Annotated in this window: 14 protein-coding genes; 9 read left to right on the top strand and 5 right to left on the bottom strand. The window is 69.2% G+C overall.

Annotated features, from left to right (window positions below):
- Positions 1-16: 16 nt before the first annotated feature.
- Together eccE and eccA are read right to left on the bottom strand one after the other, a co-directional pair.
- Complete coding sequence (eccE, locus tag FOH10_RS26550; protein WP_143982755.1) at positions 17-1,717, bottom strand: type VII secretion protein EccE; 1,701 nt, start codon at positions 1,715-1,717, stop codon at positions 17-19.
- 379 nt (positions 1,718-2,096) lie between these two features.
- Positions 2,097-3,932, bottom strand: coding sequence for a type VII secretion AAA-ATPase EccA (gene eccA / locus FOH10_RS26545; protein WP_143982754.1), 1,836 nt, complete (start codon positions 3,930-3,932; stop codon positions 2,097-2,099).
- A gap of 153 nt (positions 3,933-4,085) precedes the next feature.
- On the opposite strand from eccA, the gene eccD reads away from it, so the two are divergent.
- Genes eccD through eccCa form a run of 3 tightly spaced genes read left to right on the top strand, consistent with a single transcriptional unit; the run spans position 4,086 to position 11,016 of the window.
- A complete protein-coding gene (gene eccD, locus FOH10_RS26540) occupies positions 4,086-5,558 on the top strand; it encodes a type VII secretion integral membrane protein EccD (protein WP_143982753.1) in 1,473 nt (490 codons plus the stop codon).
- The gene (gene mycP / locus FOH10_RS26535; RefSeq protein ID WP_143982752.1) at positions 5,555-6,973 is read left to right on the top strand and encodes a type VII secretion-associated serine protease mycosin; all 1,419 of its coding nucleotides are present in this window, start codon (positions 5,555-5,557) and stop codon (positions 6,971-6,973) included. The genes eccD and mycP overlap by 4 nt, the downstream gene beginning before the upstream one ends.
- 17 nt (positions 6,974-6,990) lie before the next feature.
- Positions 6,991-11,016 (top strand): type VII secretion protein EccCa, encoded by a 4,026-nt coding sequence (gene eccCa, locus FOH10_RS26530; protein WP_143982751.1) that lies wholly within the window; start codon positions 6,991-6,993, stop codon positions 11,014-11,016.
- Positions 11,017-11,036: 20 nt separating this feature from the next.
- On the opposite strand, the gene FOH10_RS26525 is transcribed toward eccCa, so the two are convergent.
- On the bottom strand, positions 11,037-11,648 hold the full coding sequence (locus FOH10_RS26525) for a GNAT family N-acetyltransferase (protein ID WP_143982750.1): 612 nt from the start codon (positions 11,646-11,648) through the stop codon (positions 11,037-11,039).
- Positions 11,645-12,484, bottom strand: a complete 840-nt coding sequence (locus FOH10_RS26520) for a GntR family transcriptional regulator (protein WP_051036894.1) — start codon at positions 12,482-12,484, stop codon at positions 11,645-11,647. Before FOH10_RS26520 ends, FOH10_RS26525 begins: the two co-directional genes overlap by 4 nt.
- 174 nt (positions 12,485-12,658) lie before the next feature.
- Here FOH10_RS26520 and FOH10_RS26515 point away from each other — a divergent pair, with 174 nt between their 5' ends.
- Entirely contained in the window at positions 12,659-13,162 is a 504-nt protein-coding gene (locus FOH10_RS26515; protein ID WP_029923711.1) for a DUF4254 domain-containing protein, read from the top strand.
- A 48-nt stretch (positions 13,163-13,210) separates the two neighbouring features.
- On the opposite strand, the gene FOH10_RS26510 is transcribed toward FOH10_RS26515, so the two are convergent.
- A complete protein-coding gene (locus FOH10_RS26510) occupies positions 13,211-14,656 on the bottom strand; it encodes a MinD/ParA family ATP-binding protein (protein ID WP_244961386.1) in 1,446 nt (481 codons plus the stop codon).
- Between the two features lie 2,451 nt (positions 14,657-17,107).
- On the opposite strand from FOH10_RS26510, the gene FOH10_RS26505 reads away from it, so the two are divergent.
- The 5 genes from FOH10_RS26505 to rpsK all read left to right on the top strand — a co-directional run bounded on the left by FOH10_RS26505 (position 17,108) and on the right by rpsK (position 19,428).
- Positions 17,108-17,632: a hypothetical protein gene (locus FOH10_RS26505; RefSeq protein ID WP_143982749.1), complete on the top strand. Its 525-nt coding sequence runs from the start codon at positions 17,108-17,110 to the stop codon at positions 17,630-17,632.
- Between the two features lie 347 nt (positions 17,633-17,979).
- On the top strand, positions 17,980-18,201 hold the full coding sequence (gene infA / locus FOH10_RS26500; RefSeq protein ID WP_003886926.1) for a translation initiation factor IF-1: 222 nt from the start codon (positions 17,980-17,982) through the stop codon (positions 18,199-18,201).
- Between the two features lie 96 nt (positions 18,202-18,297).
- Entirely contained in the window at positions 18,298-18,411 is a 114-nt protein-coding gene (gene rpmJ / locus FOH10_RS26495) for a 50S ribosomal protein L36 (RefSeq protein ID WP_025347279.1), read from the top strand.
- A gap of 222 nt (positions 18,412-18,633) precedes the next feature.
- Positions 18,634-19,005 carry a 30S ribosomal protein S13 gene (rpsM, locus tag FOH10_RS26490; protein ID WP_029923716.1) on the top strand — a complete coding sequence of 124 codons (372 nt, stop codon included), beginning with the start codon at positions 18,634-18,636 and terminating at the stop codon, positions 19,003-19,005.
- 9 nt (positions 19,006-19,014) lie between these two features.
- Positions 19,015-19,428, top strand: a complete 414-nt coding sequence (gene rpsK, locus FOH10_RS26485) for a 30S ribosomal protein S11 (RefSeq protein ID WP_029923717.1) — start codon at positions 19,015-19,017, stop codon at positions 19,426-19,428.
- The last annotated feature ends 14 nt before the right edge of the window (positions 19,429-19,442 follow it).

Raw genomic sequence — 19,442 nt, 5'->3', positions numbered from 1 at the left:
TACCGTCGTGCGGGGTCTAGCGCCGCACCGGCATCGCGCCGATCAGCTGCTGTTCCGTCGGGGTCGTCACCAGCTGTGCCGTGGTGCGGGTCGCCGGGGTGTGCACCGTGACCGTCTGCGGTTCGTTCGGGTGCTGGACGATGGTGACGTCCGCGTTCGGCTGGTAGTGCTCGGGGATGCGGTCGAGCACGGTGATCACCGAGGCCGAGCCCGGGGGAGTGCTGGCGGGGACGCCGTCGAAGACGATGACGGTGGCCGCCGGGTGAGGGGCGTTGGGATTCATGATCTGGTGGCGGGTGCTGTGGGTGACCGAGGACGCCAGCGAAAGGGCGTGGGGAGCGGCCACATTGGCGATCATGCCCTGCCAGGCGGCAGGACGGGAGGTGTGCACCACCGCGCCCGCGCCGAGCGCGATGGCGCGGAGAATGGTCTGCTGGGCCAGGTGCAGGCTGGCGATGATGTCGATGCGGCGGGAGCCGGAGCCGATCAGCGGGACGGCGACACCGCTGCCGGAGGCGTCGGCGCCGATGAGCTGACCGCAGCCCGCGGTGGGGATGGCGATGCCGGACAGGGCCGTGACCGGACCGCGGTAGCCCTTCTCCCGGGCGTTCTGGGAATCGAAGGCCAGCGTGTCCACCAGCGCCCATAGTTGGCGGCGGGGGAGTTCGTGCAGGCCGTCCACCGGCGGGACCTCGGGCTCGTGGCGGGTGTCGTAGCGGACGCGGGCATCCACCTCGATGGTGGTGGCCTTGGTTCCGGGGCGGGCGGTGGGGTCGGTGACGGGCCGCAGGCGGACGGTCACCGTGGTGGCGAGGCTGCGGACCGCCCAGATCTTGGCGAGACCGTCGGAGGTGAACAGGTCGCGGCCGATGCGGTAGGTGGTCAGGTGAATGCCGTCGTGGGCAAGCGATTTCGGTGTCTCGGTGAATTCGCCCACCGGAATGCCGCGGGTGATCTCGCGGATGGCGGCGGTCATCTCGGAGCTGGTGAGCACCGATGCGGTGATGCCGCGGGCGGCGAGGCGGTTGGCGACGCGGCGGGTGGCGGTGATGGCGGAGCGCAGCGCTCCCTCCGACCCACCGCCGCGGTTCTGCACCGCCTTGGCATTGGCCAACGGGTTGAACCGCAGCATGATCCAGACGGTGCGATGCGCGATGGCGGGCAGCGGGCCGAGGATCTCGTCGTACATGCGCCCCAGATGCGCGACGCTCGCGGCGTAGCCGGAGAGCACGGCGTCGGTGCCGGCGGTGCGGGTGCCGGTGCTGACCACATCGGCGGAATCCAACTCGACATCGTATTGCCGCAGGCAGTCGGCGATCTCGGTGAGCGGGAGCACCTGATCGGTGCTCAGCGAACCACGACGGAGCAGGGTGAGGGTGTCCGGCGGCGGGTCGATACGAAGCATCGTGGTGACGAGCGTGCCGTCCCAGCGCATGCCGTAGCTGCCGCCCTCGGGGAGCGGCAGATCGGTGAGCGACTCCTCGTCCTCGGTGGCGCGGCGGCGAGACTGCCGCCAGCGGTAGGCGACCCAGCTGCCCAGCCGCAGCCCCAACGGAGTGCCGCCGACCGGTGCCAGTCCGATGAGGGCGGGGACGGCGGTGGCGATGGCCGTACCCCACCACGGCGCGTCGAACGCGATGGCGATCAGGGATGCCGCCACGGCGAGCAGCGCGACGGGAATCACCAGTCGCAGCGGCAGATTCCGGAACAGCCACATCTCGTCCGAATGCAGCTGCGGCGTCTGAGGTTCCGGTGCGCGATGGTGGCGGCCCGATCCGGCGGACCGGGAGTCACGTTGCGGCGCGGGTGAATCCGGCCGCGGCGGCTGATCCGGTCGGCGCGGAGGACGGTCCTGCGCGTGTCGGGCCGGGTCGCGCTGCTCGTGCTGGGGCGCACCGAACTGCTCATGCTGGGGTGCTCCACGCCGCTCATGCCGGGGCGGTCCACCCCCCGGGCGGGGTATGCGAGCGGTGCGCTCCATCGCATTCGCCTGGTCGTTCACCGAGCCGTTCACAGCCCACCCCCGAAATGCCTTGTGTACAGCCGAGATCCGTCCCCGGCAGCGTCTGTCGTTGTGCCCACCCTGTCCCCGACGATCAGGCCGTGGCCGACGCCAGGCCGAGCGAGGTGAGAACGGTCGTGAGCGCCGCCTTCATATCGGGTGCCTCGATCCGCATCAGGACCGTTTCGTCGACCGCGCTCAGGTCGAGCGAATCGTCGTTGGCGAGCCGGAATTCGCGCTCCTCCTCGGCGGCCTCGATCAGGTTGCGGATGAACCGGCCGTTACCGGCCAGGTCCACGCCTCGACGCGGCTGGCCGCTCTGATCGGTGCTCTCCATCTCGTAGAGCCGCTGACAGGTCTGTACCAGCAGCTCCAGCGCGCCCTCCGACAGCTCCGAATCCCGTTTGCCGGCGATGACCTGACCGATCTGGCCCAGCTCCGGCGCGGTGTAGGACGGGAACTGCAGGCGTTTGGCGAAGCGGGAGGCCAGACCGTCGTTGGCGGCCAGGAAGCGATCGATCTCGCCGTCGTATCCGGCGATGATCACCACGAGGCGGTCGCGGTCGTTCTCCATCCGCGCCAGCAGCGTGTCCACGGCTTCGCGGCCGAAGGCGTCACCGCCGGAGAGGCCGGTCTGGATCAGCGTGTACGCCTCGTCGATGAAGAGCACGCCGTCCAGGGCGCTGTCGATGAGCGCCTCGGACTTGATGGCCGTGGAGCCGAGGTGCTGGCCCACGAAATCGGAGCGCTTGGCCTCCACCACCTTGTCGGTCTTGAGAATGCCGAGTCCGCAATAGATCTTGGCGACCACCCGGGCGATCGTGGTCTTACCGGTACCGGGCGGGCCGGTGAAGGCCAGGTGCTGGCCGCGCGCCGAACTCGACAGCCCCTTCTCGGCGCGGATCTTGGCCAGCTGCGCACTCGACTGCAGCTTGGCCACCTGTGTCTTCACCGCGGCCAAGCCGATCTGCTTGTCGAGCTCCGCCCGCGCCTCGTCGAGGATCTTCTTGGCGCGGTCGGCGAATTCGGCCTTGGCCTTCTCCTCCAGCGAGGGCGCGGAGGCGGGATCCCACTTGTCGGTGCGGGCCTCGATGACCTCCTTGTTGGTCACCGTGATGCGGTAGGTCCGGTCGCGCATGGCGGCGGTATTGGCGTCGAAGTCCGGCGCCTGCGAGTACACCTTCTCGAACAGCGACTGTGCTTCGTCGGCCTTGCCCATCTCGCGCAGGCACAGGCCGCGACAGAACATGGCGGCGGTGCGGGCGGCCGGGATCGGCCCCGCCTCGGCCTTCTCCATGCGCTGCACCGCTTCGCCGAACAGTCCCAGCTGCGCGCACGCGGTACCCACCATCACATGGGCGCCCGCGGCGATATAGGGGTCCTCCCACTCCGCCGATCCCGCCAGAATGGTCATGACATCCGGCCAGCGCTGGGTGTTGTAGTGCAGTACCGCGCGCACGTAGGCGGCAATCCGGTTGTCGATCTCGCGGTCCGGGTCCGACGTGCGTTCGCGCCGGTGCTTCTCGAGGTCGTCGAGAATGCGTTCGGCCTCGTCGTACTGCTTTTCCGAGATCAGCTGCGCCGCGTACGCGAGCCAGATCTCGGTGAAGCTGGCGAGCGGGTAGTCGATGTAGAGGCCGGGGAGAAAACGTCCGGCGAACATCCGCGGCGGCAGACCGAGGCGGCGCTGCTCGCGGTAGAGCGTGGTGGTGCTGGTCTTGTGGAGGTTGTACAGAACGTCCTTGGTGACCTCGCCCGCGGCGGCCCGCCCCAGCCACGCGTCACACATGGTCGGATCCCACTCGGTGGCGCGCTGGAAGGCCAGTTTCGCGTACTCGAGATCGCGGGTCGACTCCTGTCCGTCGATGCTCAATCCCAGTGACAGCACCCCGGCGTCGAATGCGCGTTGTGCCTGGCGAGTGTCGATCATATTGGTCGAACCCCGAATTCGTTGAGCCTGGTTTAACTTTCGTTCACAATCCCCACCAACCCAGTGCCGTCGCACTGCTGCGGACTGTCGGATACATTATGGTTAACCGCCCTGAATGGGCAACTGAGGGAGAAGCTAGGAGCAGTTCAGGAAGTGACCGCACAGTCGACCAGCGGCGTCCGCGCCACTGAGCCCGAATTGTGCCGAGTGTCCGTCATCGGGGGGAACACCCAGCTCGACGTCGGTCTGCCGGCCAACGTACCCATCGCTGCCTTCATGGGCGATCTGGTGCAGCTCATCCAATCACGCAATCCGGATCCGGTCGAGAAGGAGGACTCGAACCCGGGCCAGGTGGAGAACTGGACGCTGGCCAAACTCGGCCGCGACATGATCCCGCCCAACCAGACGCTCAATGACGCCGAGATCCACGACGGTGAATTGCTGGTACTGCGTTCCGTCGCCGCGAAGGAGTCGCCGGCGCTGTTCGATGATGTCATCGATGCGGTGTCCCGACTCACCGCCGACGATTTCCGCGGCTGGTCGGCGGCCTCCGCGCGCTGGACCGGCCTGGTGGTCGGCGTGCTCGCCACCGTGCTCGCACTACTGCTCGGCGCGGACGCGCGTGGCCACGGCGACACCTTCGTCGCACCCGCCATGCTGCTCGGCGCCGCGATCGCCGCGTTGGTGGCGGCCGTCATCGCCGCGCGCAAATACGGTGACGAACTCACCGCGACCGTGCTCATGCTCTGCATGCTGCTACTCGTCTTCGGGGGAGCGGGACTGGCGGTGCCCGGAGCCATCGGCAGTCCGCACGCGCTGCTGGGGGGTTCAGCCACCCTGCTGTTCGCCGTCGTGGGATACCGCCTCATCGGCGTGGGCGCGGCCATTGTCTCCGCCGTCGTCACGCTCGTCGTCTTCGCCGGGGTCGCCGCGGCCGTGCACATGATCTGGGATACCGACCTGCCGAAACTGGCCGCCGGAATCCTGGTCTCCTCGATGATTCTGCTCTCCATGGTGCCGCGGCTGGCCGCCCTGCTGGCCCGGTTGCCGGTGCCGCCGGTACCGACCGCCGGTGCGGCCATCGACCCCGCCGACCACGAACCCCGCCCGAATATCGAGGGCATCGGCGCGATCGGCGCCACGGTGCTGCCGTCCGCGCAGGGCTTGGGGCAGCGCGCCCGCGCGGCCAATCAGTTCCAGACCGGCATCGTGCTCGGCGCGACGCTCGGCGCGGCGTTCGGTGCGATCGGTGCGGCCGATGTATTCGGCCAGGCTCGCTGGCAGGGCATCACCCTGGCCGTCGTCGTATCGGTCATCCTGTGCCTGCGCGGTCGCTCGTTCGCCGACCTCGCACAGGCCGCCATCCTGATCGCCGGCGGCTGCCTGACCTTCACCACACTGCTGGTGGCGCTGGCCATGGACGATCCGGACCGACTGCTGCTCTCCGCCGCGCTGCTGCTCGCCTTCGCGGTGGGTGCCATCGGCTTCGGGGTGATCGGCCCGCATATCGAGGTGACGCCGGTGACCCGGCGGCGCAACGAGCTGTTCGAGTATGCCCTGATCGTGTCGATAGTCCCGTTGGTGCTGTGGATCATGGACGTCTACTCGATGGCTCGGAACAGATGAGTCGGTGGTCCGGGGCCTGGGCACGGACGCTGTGCGCCGCATCGATTCTCGGTGCCGCGCTGCTGGGACCGTCCACTCCGGTCGCGGCCGCGCCGGTGCGGACCGTCAATCCGCCGGAGATCGACCTCGGCCGGCTCGGGGAAGCGCAGGCGCTCAGCGGTAATCCGGCCCCGCTACAGGAGACCGAACAGCACGCCGTCTGCGCGGAACCGACGCTGCGCGGTGAGGCCCCCCGCGATGAGCCGCTCGCCCAGAAGGTGCTCGACCTCCCGGCGGCCTGGCAGTTCAGCCGGGGCGCGGGCCAGAAGGTGGCCGTCATCGACACCGGTGTGAACCCGCATCCGCGGCTGCCCGCCCTGCAGGCCGGCGGCGACTACGTCTCCGACAGCGACGGCACGGTCGACTGCGATGGGCACGGCACCCTGGTGGCCGGCATCATCGCCGCGCGGCCCAGCCCGGACGACGCCTTCGTCGGGGTCGCACCGGAGGCGGAGATCCTCACGATTCGCCAGCTCAGCCTCGCCTACCGGGCCAAGGACAGCCGCGGCAATCCGCAACCGGGCGCCATCGACTCGTCCGGATACGGCAATATGCTCACCCTCGCCGGAGCAGTGGTGCGTGCGGTGGACATGGGGGCGACGGTCATCAACATCTCCGAAGTCGCGTGCGTACCGGCCGGATCCGACACCTCCGACGCACCACTGGGCGCGGCGGTCCGGTACGCCTACGACCGCAATGTGGTCGTGGTCGCCGCCGCCGGGAACCTCGGATCCGGCTGTGAGAACCAGAACGAGGACACCGGATGGGGGCAGGTGCGGACCGTGGCCACCCCGGCCTGGTTCAGCCCGTACGTTTTGTCGGTGGGCTCGGTGGACCCCAATGGCGACCCCTCGGCGCTCACGCTGTACGGCCCCTGGGTCGGGGCCGCCGCCATCGGCCGCAATGTCGTCTCGCTCGACAGCAAGCCCGGCGGCACCGGACTGGTGAACGCGGTGCAGGGACAGAACGGCCTGCAGCCCATCGACGGCACCAGTTTCGCGGCACCGTACGTGGCCGGGTTGGCGGCGTTGGTGCGGGCGCGCTTTCCGGAACTCTCCGCGCAGCAGGTCATGGACCGCATCACCCGCACCGCGCACGGACCCGGACCGGGCCGCGACGACCGCATCGGCGCGGGCCTCATCGACCCGCTGGCCGCCCTCACCGCGCAACTGCCCGCGGAGCCGGTGAGCGTCGGCGCCGATCAGCCCCGCGCCTTCCCCGAACCCGGCCGGCCCCAGGGCCCCGACTCGCTGCCGCGGCTCGTCGCCACCGTCGGATCCATCGTCTGCCTCGCCGCGCTGGCCATCGGACTCGCCATCTCGATTCCGTTCCGCCGTGCCCGCCGCGACGACGAGCTGCCCGACCTCGATTCGTAACGACCGGAGAAATACCCATGGCTACCGAAGGTTTCGTGCGCAGGCCCCGCATTGCGCCACCACGCGCGCCGGGCGGCGAAATGGCGCTCACCGCGCCGCCGGAGATCCCGCGGGCCGTTCCGGCTCCGCTGATCACCAAGATCATGCCCGTGGTGATGGTCGTCGCCGTGATCGGCATGCTGGTCATCTTCGCCACGATGGGGCGGTCCATTCTGACCAACCCCATGATGATGATGTTCCCCATGATGATGATCATGTCGATGGCCGGCATGATGATGGGCCAGCGCAGCGGCAACAAGAGCGCCGGCGAACTCAACGAGGAACGCAAGGACTACTTCCGGTATCTGGACCAGACTCGCCGCGATGTGCGGCGCACGGCCGCCAAACAGCTGGACACGTTGGTGTGGAGCCATCCCGCACCCGACCACCTGCTCTCCATCATCGGCACGCGGCGGATGTGGGAACGCCGGCCCAACGATCCCGATTTCGGCCATGTTCGCGTCGGCATCGGCACCCACCGCCTGGCCGCCAAGCTCGCCCGCCCGGAAACCGGTCCGCTGGAGGACCTGGAGCCGGTGTCGACCGTGGCGCTGCGCCGGTTCGTGCGCACCCACTCCGTGGTGCACCACCTGCCCACCGCGGTCTCTCTGCGTGCCTTCCCCGCCATCAATATCGAAGGGCCGGAAGAGGACAGCCGGGCGCTGGTGCGGGCCATGCTGATGGAGCTCTGCGCGTTCCACGGCCCCGACCACGTGGCGGTCGCCATCGTCTGCTCGGACCCGGATTCGGAGACCTGGGCGTGGGCGAAGTGGCTGCCGCACCTGCAGCACCGGACCGAACGCGACGGCATGGGCGCGGTGCGCATGATGTACGGATCGCTCGGCGAGCTGGAAACCGGGCTCGCCGACGATCTGCTCGAGCGCGGGCGCTTCATGCGCAATCCCCAGCCGACCCAGGGGCGGCTGCATCTGGTGGTCGTCATCGACGACGGCTACGTCAACGGAACCGAGCGCCTCGTCAGCGAATCCGGTCTGGACTCGGTGACGGTCATCGACCTCACGGCACCGGAGAACGGCCTCGCCGTGCGCCGTGGACTGCAATTGGTCGCCACCGGTGGGGACATCCTCGCCAAAAGTGCTGTCGGCGCGGAGAAATTCGCCACCGCGGACCGGGTCACGCTCGCCGAGGCGGAGTCTTTCGCCCGTGGCTTGGCCCGCTACCGGCTCGCCACCGCGGCACAGATCGTCAGCCTCGGCGACAGTTCCAGCACCACCGCCGATCCCGGTCTCATGGCGCTGCTGAAGATTCCGGATGCCGCGCAGATCGATCCGGCCAAGGTGTGGCGTCCGCGTGCCGGACGCGAGCGGTTGCGGGTGCCGATCGGCATCACCCCCGATGGTGCGCCCGTCGAGATCGACATCAAGGAATCCGCCGAGAACGGCATGGGACCGCACGGACTGTGCATCGGCGCGACCGGTTCCGGCAAGTCCGAATTCCTGCGCACCCTGGTGCTTTCCCTGGTGGCCACGCATTCGCCGGATCAGCTCAACTTGGTGCTCGTCGACTTCAAGGGTGGCGCCACCTTCCTCGGCCTGGACCCGCTGCCGCATGTGGCGGCGGTCATCACCAACCTCGAGGACGAGATCGAGCTGGTCGACCGCATGCGGGACGCGCTGGCCGGTGAGATGAACCGGCGGCAGGAACTGCTGCGCGAGGCGGGCAATTTCGCCAATGTCAACGACTACGAGAAGGCCCGGGCCGCCGGTGTCGCCCTCGATCCGCTGCCCGCGCTCTTCATCGTGGTCGACGAGTTCTCCGAACTGCTCGCGCAGAAGCCGGATTTCGCCGACCTGTTCGTCATGATCGGCCGACTGGGCCGGTCGCTGCACGTCCACCTGCTGCTGGCCTCGCAGCGGCTCGAAGAGAACAAACTGCGCGGACTGGACTCGCACCTGTCCTACCGGATCGGTCTGCGCACCTTCTCCGCCAACGAATCCCGTGCGGTGCTGGGTATCACCGACGCCTACCACCTGCCGTCCGTCCCCGGTGCGGGCTACCTGAAGAGCGACGCCTCCGACCCGCTGCGATTCAACGCGACCTATGTGTCCGGACCCTACGTCGCGCCCCGCGCCACCCGGCAGGCCGACGGGCGTGCCGTCATCGAGGCGCCGCCGCGGGTGTTCACCGCGTCCCCGGTCGAGGTGCTGGAGGCACCCGAGCCGGAGAACCCGTTGGATCCGCTGGACCTGTTGCCGCCGCCCCCGCCCGCGGGTGACGAGGGCGTGCCCGACAGTCTGCTCCAGGTCGTGGTGAAGCGGCTGACCGGTCACGGCCGACCCGCCCACGAGGTGTGGCTGCCGCCGCTGGAGGAATCGCCCACCGTGGACATGCTGCTGCCGGATCCGGACTGGCGGTCGCCGGTCAACCGACACGGCCAGCTGTGGATGCCGATCGGCATCATCGACAAGCCCTACGAGCAGCGTCGCGACGTACTGACCGTGAATCTGTCTGGCGCGCAGGGCCATGTGGCGGTGGTGGGCGGTCCGCAGTCCGGCAAGTCCACCACACTGCGCACCATCATCATGGCCGCCGCGGCCACCCACACGCCCGAACAGGTGCAGTTCTACTGCCTCGACTTCGGCGGCGGCAGCATGGTCGGTCTCAACGGGCTGCCGCACGTCGGCTCGATCGCGCGGGCCATGGACGTGGACCGGGTTCGTCGCACGGTCGCCGAGATGACCACCCTGCTGCGACAGCGCGAGGAGAACTTCACCCAGCTCGGCATCGAATCCATGGCCGACTACCGGCGGCGCAAGGACGCCGCGAAGGCGCAGGGCCGGACCGACGATCCGATTCTCGCCGACCGGTTCGGTGACGTCTTCCTCGTCATCGACAACTGGATGGTCATCCGCGACGATTTCGACAGTCTCGTCGGGCAGATCACCGCGCTGGCCCAGCAGGGCCTGTCCTACGGCATCCACCTCATCCTGGGTGCTAACGCGTGGCGTGAGATCCGCGCGAATATCAAGGACCAGATCGGAACTCGGATCGAGCTGCGGCTCGGTGATCCCTCCGACTCGGAGCTGGGGCGGCGGGTGGCGGCCAATGTGCCGCAGAACCGGCCGGGCCGCGGCCTGACCCCCGACCAGCTGCACATGCTCATCGCGCTGCCGCGGTTGGACTCCGACACCAACGCGCAGACCCTCGCCGAGGGCGTATCGACCTCCCGGGAGCAGATGGCCCAGCTCTACGGCGAACTCCGGGCACCGGAGGTGCGGATGCTGCCGGAGCATCTGCCGCGCGAACAGGTGCTGCGACTGGCCCAGGCCCGGGGTGTCGAACAGAGCCCCACCCGGGTGGTCGTGGGTATCGACGAGGCCGAATTGCAGCCGTTGGCACTGGATTTCGGTTCCGATCCGCACTTCATGGCCTTCGCGGACGTGGAGTCCGGCAAGACGACCCTGCTGCGCGCGCTGATTCGTGGCATCGCCGAGAATTCCACCGCCGAGACCGCGCGGATCATCCTCATCGATTACCGCCGCACCCTGCTCGGCACGCTGGAAGGTGATCAGCTGGCGGGGTATTCGACGTCCTCGCAGACCTGCGGACCCATGATCAAGGAGGTGGTGGGGTTCATGACCAAGCGGATCCCCGGCTCCGACATCACCCCGCAGCAGCTGCGGGACCGCAGTTGGTGGAGCGGCCCCGAGATCTACGTCGTCATCGACGATTACGACATGGTCTCGACGGGCGGCATGCAGGATCCGCTCGCGCCGCTGATCGAATTGCTGCCGCAGGCACGGGATATCGGCCTGCACATCGTCGTCACCCGCAATACCGGTGGCGTATCCCGCGCTCTCTACGGCGGTCTGCTGGGGGCCATGAAGAACATGTCGGTGCCCGCTCTGATCATGAGCGGCCCCCGGGACGAGGGCAAGATCATCGGCGATATCCGGCCCTCGAAGCTGCCCCCCGGGCGCGGCGTGCTGTGGACGCGCTCCGGACAACGCATGGTGCAGATCATCGACCTGCCGCCGGAGTGACCGGGCGGTGCCCCGGCTGGCTACCGAGCCGCCGGGGCATCCTGGTCCGGGGTCGCCGTGGACAGCAGGGGGTACATGCTGTCGGCCAGCGACCGCACCGGCCGGTGCGCCCAGCTCTCGGTGCGGCGTTCGAACAGCGCACCGGACGGGCCCGTCGCCTCCGGGCCCGCGAACCGGGCCAGGTGGAATCCGGCCCGCCGGTAGTAGGCGTGCAGGTCGGCATTGGCGGACCAGGCATCCAGACGAACCCAGCCGCGATGCCGGTCCCGGGCGATCCGTGCCGCGTGGGCCAGCAGCGCTTCCCCGACCCGCTGTCCCGCGAAGCGCAGATCCACGATCATGTAGTGCACGATGACCGCGTCGGCCAATTCCCCTGGGCTCCAGAGTCCTTCGTCGGCGCGGTCGTTGACCGTGATGGTTCCCGCGCGTTCGCCGTCGACCTCCGCCATCCAGGTTTCGCCATTGCTGATCGCTTGCGCGACCGAACCGGCGAAGGTCTCGATGGGTAGGCCGCGACCCTCGCGGGTCCACTGATCACTGCCGCGGGCCGCCAGCCATACCGTTCGTTGGAGTCGGAGCCTACAGATGGTCCCGAGATCATCGAGGCGGGCTGGGCGGATGCGAAGCGTCATGGTGAGCCGGGTAGCAGGGAGTTGCCGAAGGAGTGGGAGTTGGCGGGTGCCGAGGGGACGCCGAGGACGCGGCGGATCATCTCGGTGCCGCTGTCGTCGCCGAGTTCGTAGGTGAGGCGATTGCGTGCCGCAGTGGAACGATGCCTGGTCACTCGGGTGACGCGGTCGTGATTGGCGCCGATGCGCAGATGGTCGAGCAGAAAGGTGCCGGGGCCGACGCCGAGTACGGCGGCCTCCTCGGAGGTCGCCGGGCGGGCGACGATGCTGTCGCGGTGCGCCGTCTCGGCGTGTCCGCGGTCGGCGAGTCTGCGCGTGGTGCCCTCCGGTATGTCGTAGGGACAGTCGATGCCGGTGGCCTCGGCCAGGTCTCTGGGATAGAAGCTCACCTCCCAGGACCACGGTTCGTTGTCCAGGTATTGCACGACTGTACGCGCTACCACCCACGAGTCCTTCGCGATCCCCAGCCAATGCGCCACCTCCGCGCTCGCCGGCTCCATACGGGCGGTGAACTGCTTGGATGGCTCACGCCCGGCGGCGCGCGCGATCTCCTCGAAGATGTCGTGCGCCGCCCGCGGGCGGTTCGGGCGGATGTGGTTGGTGACAACCGATTCCAGCACTTCCTGGCTGCGCACGATGGTGCCGCGGGAAGTGGCCGTGTAGACCAGGTTTTCGGCGACGAGGACCTGGATGGCGTTGCGGGCGGTCGTGATCGACACCTGCATCTGCTCGGCCAGCTCGTTGTGGCTCGGTAGTCGATCGCCGGGCTTCCACTTGCCGCCTCGGATCTCCTCGCGGAGGAGGTCTGCGATCCGTTGATACCTCGGACCGTCCGCCATCTCGCTCCTCGGTTGTTGCTTCAAGGCATCGAAGTCTACTCCGCCCCACGAACCGCCGTGTGAGGCTTGACACACGCATTTCTCGGTTTATTGTAATGAACGTCCTGAATGCGTGTTGGTCAGCGATGAACGCGAGGCAACGTGGCAGTTTCGGAGACATCCAATACGGTCGTAGTGGCCCTTCCCGACGTTCCGGGTTATTCGGACGCCGAGTCGCAGCCCCTGACGGCGGGCCTATTGCCGCCCTCGGACCTACTCCTGCGTGCATGCCGCGGCCACCGCGTCATCGGTGGGCCACTGCTGTGGTTCGCCCATGACCTGGCCGTATTGCATGAGAAGCGTCTAGTCGGGCGGGGCGGCACCGGGCCGGATACGGACCCAACCTCCATCGTCGAGAACAAACGACGCCGAATCGAATTGGTCATGGCGATCGACGACTGGGTCGTGCGCAATCTGCCCCAACATCGGCTGGGCGCGACTCTACACACCGAAACGGTCGGTTCGGTCATCGACAGGCTGGCGGAAGCGTCGGTGCGAGCACATCACGCGTTGATGACGCTTGACGCCAATGATGAAATTCTGCATTCCGCTTGGCACCATTTGGCCGAATTGTCGGACGCATATGACGATTTGGTGCGGGATGTGCTGGCGGGACGGCGACGGTTGCCCGCCTGGTAGATCGTCCGGTGTGTGCCGTGTCCGCCCCAGCCGGCGGCGGACACGGCACTACCCGCGATAGCGGCGGTGCTCGGCGGTGAAGTCGTCGGCCACGGTGGCGGCCAGTTCCACCAGGGCGCGCTTGGTGGTCTTGTGCAGGCGGGCGAGGTCGATTTCCGCGCCCTCGGCCAGGTGTTGGTCGAAGGGAATGATGTGGACGGCTCGGCAGCGGGCGAGGAAGTACTCGCGGAGCTGTTGGATGCCGACATTGGGGGAACCCTGGCGGGGGAGGTTGATGACCACCACCGCGTTGCGGACCAGGTGGTCGTGGCCGTGCAGGGACAGCCAGTCCAGGGTGGCGGCGGCGCTGCGGGCGCCGTCGATGGCCGAGGACGAGATGAGCACCAGGGAGTGGGCCAGATCCAGGACGCCCGCCATGGCCGAATGCATCAGACCCGTACCGCAATCGGTGAGGATGATGTTGTAGAAGCGCTGCAGGATGCGCGCCACGTTGCGGTACTCCTCCTCGCTGAAGGCTTCGGAGGCGGCCGGATCGCGTTCGCTGGCAAGCACTTCCAGGCGGCTCGTGCCCTGGGAGGTGTGGCGGCGGACGTCGGAATAGCGCTGGATGTGCTCATCCAGCAACAGATCTCGCACCGTGGATCGGGTTTGCAGGGCGACGCGCTGGGAGAGGGTGCCGAAGTCGGGGTTGGCGTCCACGGCGATCACGCGGTCACCGCGGATGGAGGCGAAGATGGAACCCAGGCCCATGGTGGTGGTGGTCTTGCCGACACCGCCCTTCAATGACAGCACCGCGATGCGGTAGTCACCGCGCACGGGCTGGCGAATGCGGGCCACCAGCTCCTGTAGGCGGCGCTCCTCGGCGGACATGCCCGGGTTGATGGCGCCGCCGGACATGTGATGGACGGCCCGCCGCCACCCCGAACCCGGGGCCTTCTTGGCGCGGCGCAGCGGGACGTCATCCAGTGAGGGGATCGGACCGCCCTGCGCGGCAGCGGGATTGCCGTACGGACGCACGCCTCCCGCCGGTCCGTAACCCGGCTGTGCGGGCGCACCGGGCTGGCCGTAGCCAGGCTGGCCGTAGCTGGGCTGGTTGGGCTGAGCGTGGCCGGGCTGGCTGTGGCTGGGCTGGTTGGGCTGAGCGTGGCCGGGCTGGCCGTGGCCGAGGTGAGGTGGGTAGGCGGGACCGGGGTGCGGGTGTCCGGCCCGGCTGGCGTAGTCGGGCTGGCCCGGATTCGGCTGCTCGGGTCGACCCTGAGCGGACCGCTCCGGTTCGGGCCGCTCCGGTTCCGGCCGCTCGCCGGAATCGGGCCGCTCGCCGGAATCGGGCTGACCGTGCGTGGCGTAGGGCTGCTCCGGAGCCTGGGTGTACAGGCTCGGTGAGGGCGGTTCGGGGGCCTGGGCGTAGAGGTTCGGTGAGGGCGGTTCGGGAGGCTGGGGGTACGCAGTCGGCTGCTGTTGCTGCCAAGGCTGTCCGTCCTGCCCCGAGGCCATCGTCGGCGTGGGCGGGTAGGGCGCGGCGTGCCCCTGCTCCGGAGCCTGCTGCTCGGACTGGAACCGCGCCGCATCCGGTTGCGGCGCACCGTCGCCGGACCCGAAACCCGGTGAAACCGTGTGCGACGGACCGGTCGAGTGCGGGCCACCCGCCTGGGGACCGGTCGCGGCGCTTGTCCAGGGGCCGACCGCCTGCGCTCCTGCCCCTCCCGATCCCGGTCGGTCGATCGGACCGCTGGTCGGCCGCTCCTCCGGCGTCCGGTGCTCGGGGTGTGTGGCAGGCGGGGCGGCCCACCGATTCTGCGGCGTGGGTGCCGGGTGGCCGGGAGCAGGATTGCTCTGCGGTACGGGCGAACTCGATCCACGGCCGACCGAGCCGGGGTCGGTTGCGTCCGTTGTCTGGGGATGGTCGATCGGTGTGTTGTGTTGCGGTACGGGCGAACTCGACCCACGGTCGCCCGGACCAGGGTCGGTTGCGTCCGTTGTCTGGGGATGGTCGGCCGGTGTGTTGTATTGCGGTACGGGCGAACCCGGCCCACGGTCGGCAGGGTCGGAACCCGTCGTATCCGGTGCCTGGCGGTCGTCGGCCGGTGTGTTGCGCTGTGCTGCGGGCGAACTCGGTCCATGGTCGATGGGGCCGGGACCGGTCGTGTCGGGTGCCAGCGGACCGGCCGAGTCCGGTTCCCGCGCGGTTGTCGAACCGGGGACCTGTGCGCCGCGTGCGGGTGGTGTCTGCGGGTCCGGTGGCCGCGGAGTCGCGTACGGGGCCTGAGACTCGGCCGCGGTGTCGGTGCGAGCTTCGTCCGGTGCCGGGTGCGTCGGCGAGGCGGTCGGGGGAGCGGTCCAGCGCTGTTCGGCCGCGGGTGCGTGCGGCTGAGCGGCGGACGGTTTCCCTTCGGGGGTAGCCGGATTCGCCGTGCCGGGATGCTGCGGGCCGCCGGGCTGGGGCGTGTCGTAGCGCACCGTGGGCGGGCTCGGCGGGGGCGTGGTCGGGGCGCGGTGCCTACCGCCGGGGGACGTGCCGCGAACCGGCTCGGCCGCTGGCGCGTGACCGCTCGGAGGGGCGTCCGGCAGGTCGAACCGCTGCGTGGGAGGAGCAGCGGTCGGGGTGGTGCGGGCCGCCGAGTCCGGTGCCTTATCCGACGGTGGCGGGGTCCCCGCAGGCGCGGTGCGGGCCTCGGGAACCCCACCGTGCGGTGCGGCGGTCGCGCCCGGCACGGCCGAACCGTCGAAGTCGGTGTTCGCCGGGGTGGAGCCCACGGTGCCGTCGGCGGGCGTGGATTGCGGCGGGACACTGCCGTTCGGTGCGGAACTGGTCTGTCGCCCCGCTAAATTCGAGTCGGCCGACTTGGGGTCGGCGGCACTCGGGCTCACTGCCCCGTCGGTCGACTGCTGTCCCGATACTGCGGAGACTTGTTGCGGTGCAGCGGGGCTTGTGCGCGCGGTGCCGTCGTTGGCACCGGCAGCAGCATGGCCGGTGGACGGAGCGCCGGACACGGGACCGGTCGAGTCCGTGGGCGGTCGATGCGGTGCGGAGCGATCAGGTACGGCGGTATCGCTCGCACCGGAGACCGAGGTATGTCCCGGCCGCCCGCTCGCGGTCGGTGATCCGGTGTTGGACGGCATCGGGCGTTGTGCGGGCGAGTCGGGCAGCGGCGGGCGTTGTTCGGCCTGTCGAGAATCGGCGGCTGGCGAGGGGTGCTGCCCGGACGGGGCTCCGACAGGAGTGGGGTCGGTGCCGGGGGGAGTCGAGGTCGGGGAGGCCGTCGGGGGCGGGTCCGGGAGCGGCGGACGCGGTGGGAGCGGTGGGCGGGTTGCGGCGTTGGGGGCCGGTGCTTGGTTCGGGGCCGCGGGGTGGGCGGGAGCCGGGGGCGGCATGAGGGGACGCGACGACTGCTGGCCGGAGGTCGGTGTGGCACCCGGGGCGGGTGCGGTGCCACTCGGGTCGGCGCCGTCGGGTGTACCGGGGGGCGGCGAAGAGGGCTCGGCCGTCGGTGTCCGGTCGGGTGCGGTGCTGCCGGGGTGCGCGGCAGCGGTGCTGCCGGGGTGCGCGGCGGCGGGGGTGTCGGGAGAGGTCGGCTCGGCCGCCGGTGTCCGGGCGGGCGTCGGCGCGGGGCCAGGTGCGGTGTCGCGCGTCGAAGCCTCGGGCGCGATGGGAGCGGGTGGCCGGGTGAAATCCCGGCTCGGGGTGGGTGCCGAATTCGCGGAGGGCACGGACTGTGCCGGGGCGTTCGGTACGGGTGCCGGGTGCGTGGGGGAGCTCGGGGCGGGCACGGAGTGCGTGGGCGAGCCTGTGGCGTGTGGCGTATCCCGGTGCGGTGCGGGTGGGAGCGGGGGGTGGGCGCTCGACGGACGCTCGTGTGGTGGGGCGTCCTCATGGAGGGGTGGCAAGCGGCGGGGGGCGGCTGCGGCGGGGTCGGGCTGTGGCGTGGGGGTTCGGCCGGTTTCCGGGTGCTGTGGCGTTCGGTTGTCGATGGGCTGCGGTACCCGGTTGTCGTCGGGCAGGGGGTGGTGTGGAGCGGTGCCGGGGTGCGGCTGTGCGGGGGTGCGGTGCTCGTCCGGTGTGGATCGTTCGTCGCGCTGGCGGTGGGCGTCGAAGCCGTGGGCGGAGGCGGGGAGGGGGTCGCCGGGATGGTGGCCGGAAGCCTGCGGTGTGCGGCGGGGGAGGCCGGTGGGGGGCTCCGATTCGGGGGCGTGCGCGTCGTGGGGGGACGGGTCCTGGTTCCAGGCGGGGGTCGGGGGGATACGGACCGGCTCGCGCTGGGGGATGGGATCGGGCTCGGGGGCGTCCTTGTCCTTGCGGCCTTTGCGGCGGCCGAACAGGCCGCCGCGGGCGGACTTCTTCTCGGGAATGAGTTCGTCGTGCGGGAGGTTCTCGACGGGAGCCTCGTAGCCGACCTCGGTGACTTCACTCTCGGAGAGCCACGGCGGCAGCATCGGGAGGCCGTCGTTGTTGCGGCTCACATGTCCCCCTGAATGCTGGACCGAACTGATACAGGACAGCGCAGAGTTTAGCGATCGAGACAAGGCCCCGTTGGGGGCAGTCGGTTCTCCGCTGGTGGATGACGGCCGGGCGCGGGCTCCGCTCCGCACATCACCGGGCCTCCGCATCGCACGTCACAATGCCCCGCATTTGGCGCGAGCTGGGAAGACCGGTAAGCTTGGTCGGCGGTGCACCTACACGGTGGCTGTGGCATGTCCTCATGCCGTGTCCAGTGAGTATGGCACCGGGTCGACTGGAGTGCACGACAAACCAGTGATCGCACAGCTAGCCGAGAGCGCTGCAACCAACCAGGTTCAGCCTAAACGGGATCGCGGAGGATATGGCGAAGAAAGACGGGGCCATCGAGGTCGAGGGTCGAGTTATCGAGCCGCTCCCGAATGCGATGTTCCGGATCGAGCTGGAGAACGGTCACAAGGTTCTCGCGCACATCAGCGGCAAGATGCGGCAGCACTACATTCGCATCCTGCCCGAGGACCGCGTGGTCGTCGAGCTGTCGCCCTACGACTTGTCGCGGGGCCGCATCGTCTACCGCTACAAGTAATCGCCCCGGCGGTTACCCCCTAGATTTCCCCGGCCACACCGGCCGGGGAACAACTGTGTTCACGGCCAGTGGACACCGACCCAGATTGGATCTGACGTGAAGGTTCAGCCGAGCGTCAAGAAGATCTGCGAGAAGTGCAAGGTGATCCGCCGCAACGGACGGGTCATGGTGATCTGCGACAACCTGCGCCACAAGCAGCGCCAGGGCTGATTTCGGCCGGAAGGCCGGGCTCGCCGGGAGCAATCCCGGTCGCTCACCAGCCAAGCACCGAACGCAGTTCGGATTGGCAACACAAGAAGACCTCCCAGCGCCAGTCGCCGTTGTCGAGCCCCGCGAGGGGCGGATGGCGGCCCACCCCCGGTACGGAGGCCGGGGCCCCATACGAGGGGACGGACAGGGAGCAGACCTCCGAACAGAAAAGGAATCGCCACCATGGCACGTCTGATGGGCGTCGACCTCCCGCGCGAAAAGCGCATGGAGATCGCGCTGACCTACATCTTCGGCATCGGCCGTACCCGCGCCAAGGAGATCCTGGAAGCCACCGGCGTCAGCGCCGACCTGCGCTCGAAGGACCTCAGTGACGACGACCTGACCAAGCTCCGCGACTACATCGAGTCGCAGGACTTCAAGGTCGAGGGTGACCTGCGCCGCGAGGTGCAGGCCGATATCCGTCGCAAGATCGAGATCCAGTGCTACCAGGGCATCCGCCACCGCCGCGGCCTGCCCGTGCGTGGCCAGCGGACCAAGACCAACGCTCGCACGCGCAAGGGTCCGAAGAAGACCGTCGCCGGCAAGAAGAAGTAGGGATAGCGCATGCCTCCGAAGAGCCGGGCCGCTGGCCCGAAGAAGACTCAGAAGTCGCGTCGCCGGGACAAGAAGAACGTCCCCCACGGCAACGCGCACATCAAGAGCACGTTCAACAACACCATCGTGTCCATCACCGACCCGCAGGGCAACGTCATCTCCTGGGCGTCCTCCGGCCACGTCGGTTTCAAGGGCTCGCGTAAGTCCACCCCGTTCGCCGCGCAGCTCGCTGCCGAGAACGCTGCCCGCAAGGCGCAGGAGCACGGCGTCAAGAAGGTCGACGTGTTCGTGAAGGGCCCGGGTTCGGGCCGTGAGACCGCGATCCGTTCCCTCCAGGCCGCCGGCCTCGAGGTCGGCACGATCTCCGATGTCACCCCGCAGCCGCACAACGGCTGCCGTCCGCCCAAGCGGCGTCGCGTCTAGCGGGAAAGGAAGAG

The sequence above is a fragment of the Nocardia otitidiscaviarum genome, assembly GCF_007362295.1.
Lineage (GTDB): Bacteria > Actinomycetota > Actinomycetes > Mycobacteriales > Mycobacteriaceae > Nocardia > Nocardia otitidiscaviarum.
Note: the sequence above shows the minus strand (reverse complement) of the source record. Positions and strands in the feature narration are given on the sequence as shown.

What these genes read in the sequence shown, in the direction of transcription:
- FOH10_RS26520 (WP_051036894.1), bottom strand. Translation starts at nt 12,484, where the DNA reads ATGGCGGACGGTCCGAGGTATCAACGGATCGCAGACCTCCTCCGCGAG.
- eccE (WP_143982755.1), bottom strand. Translation starts at nt 1,717, where the DNA reads ATGTGGCTGTTCCGGAATCTGCCGCTGCGACTGGTGATTCCCGTCGCG.
- mycP (WP_143982752.1), top strand. Translation starts at nt 5,555, where the DNA reads ATGAGTCGGTGGTCCGGGGCCTGGGCACGGACGCTGTGCGCCGCATCG.
- infA (WP_003886926.1), top strand. Translation starts at nt 17,980, where the DNA reads ATGGCGAAGAAAGACGGGGCCATCGAGGTCGAGGGTCGAGTTATCGAG.
- FOH10_RS26525 (WP_143982750.1), bottom strand. Translation starts at nt 11,648, where the DNA reads ATGACGCTTCGCATCCGCCCAGCCCGCCTCGATGATCTCGGGACCATC.
- rpsK (WP_029923717.1), top strand. Translation starts at nt 19,015, where the DNA reads ATGCCTCCGAAGAGCCGGGCCGCTGGCCCGAAGAAGACTCAGAAGTCG.
- eccCa (WP_143982751.1), top strand. Translation starts at nt 6,991, where the DNA reads ATGGCTACCGAAGGTTTCGTGCGCAGGCCCCGCATTGCGCCACCACGC.
- rpsM (WP_029923716.1), top strand. Translation starts at nt 18,634, where the DNA reads ATGGCACGTCTGATGGGCGTCGACCTCCCGCGCGAAAAGCGCATGGAG.
- FOH10_RS26510 (WP_244961386.1), bottom strand. Translation starts at nt 14,656, where the DNA reads ATGGCCTCGGGGCAGGACGGACAGCCTTGGCAGCAACAGCAGCCGACT.
- eccA (WP_143982754.1), bottom strand. Translation starts at nt 3,932, where the DNA reads ATGATCGACACTCGCCAGGCACAACGCGCATTCGACGCCGGGGTGCTG.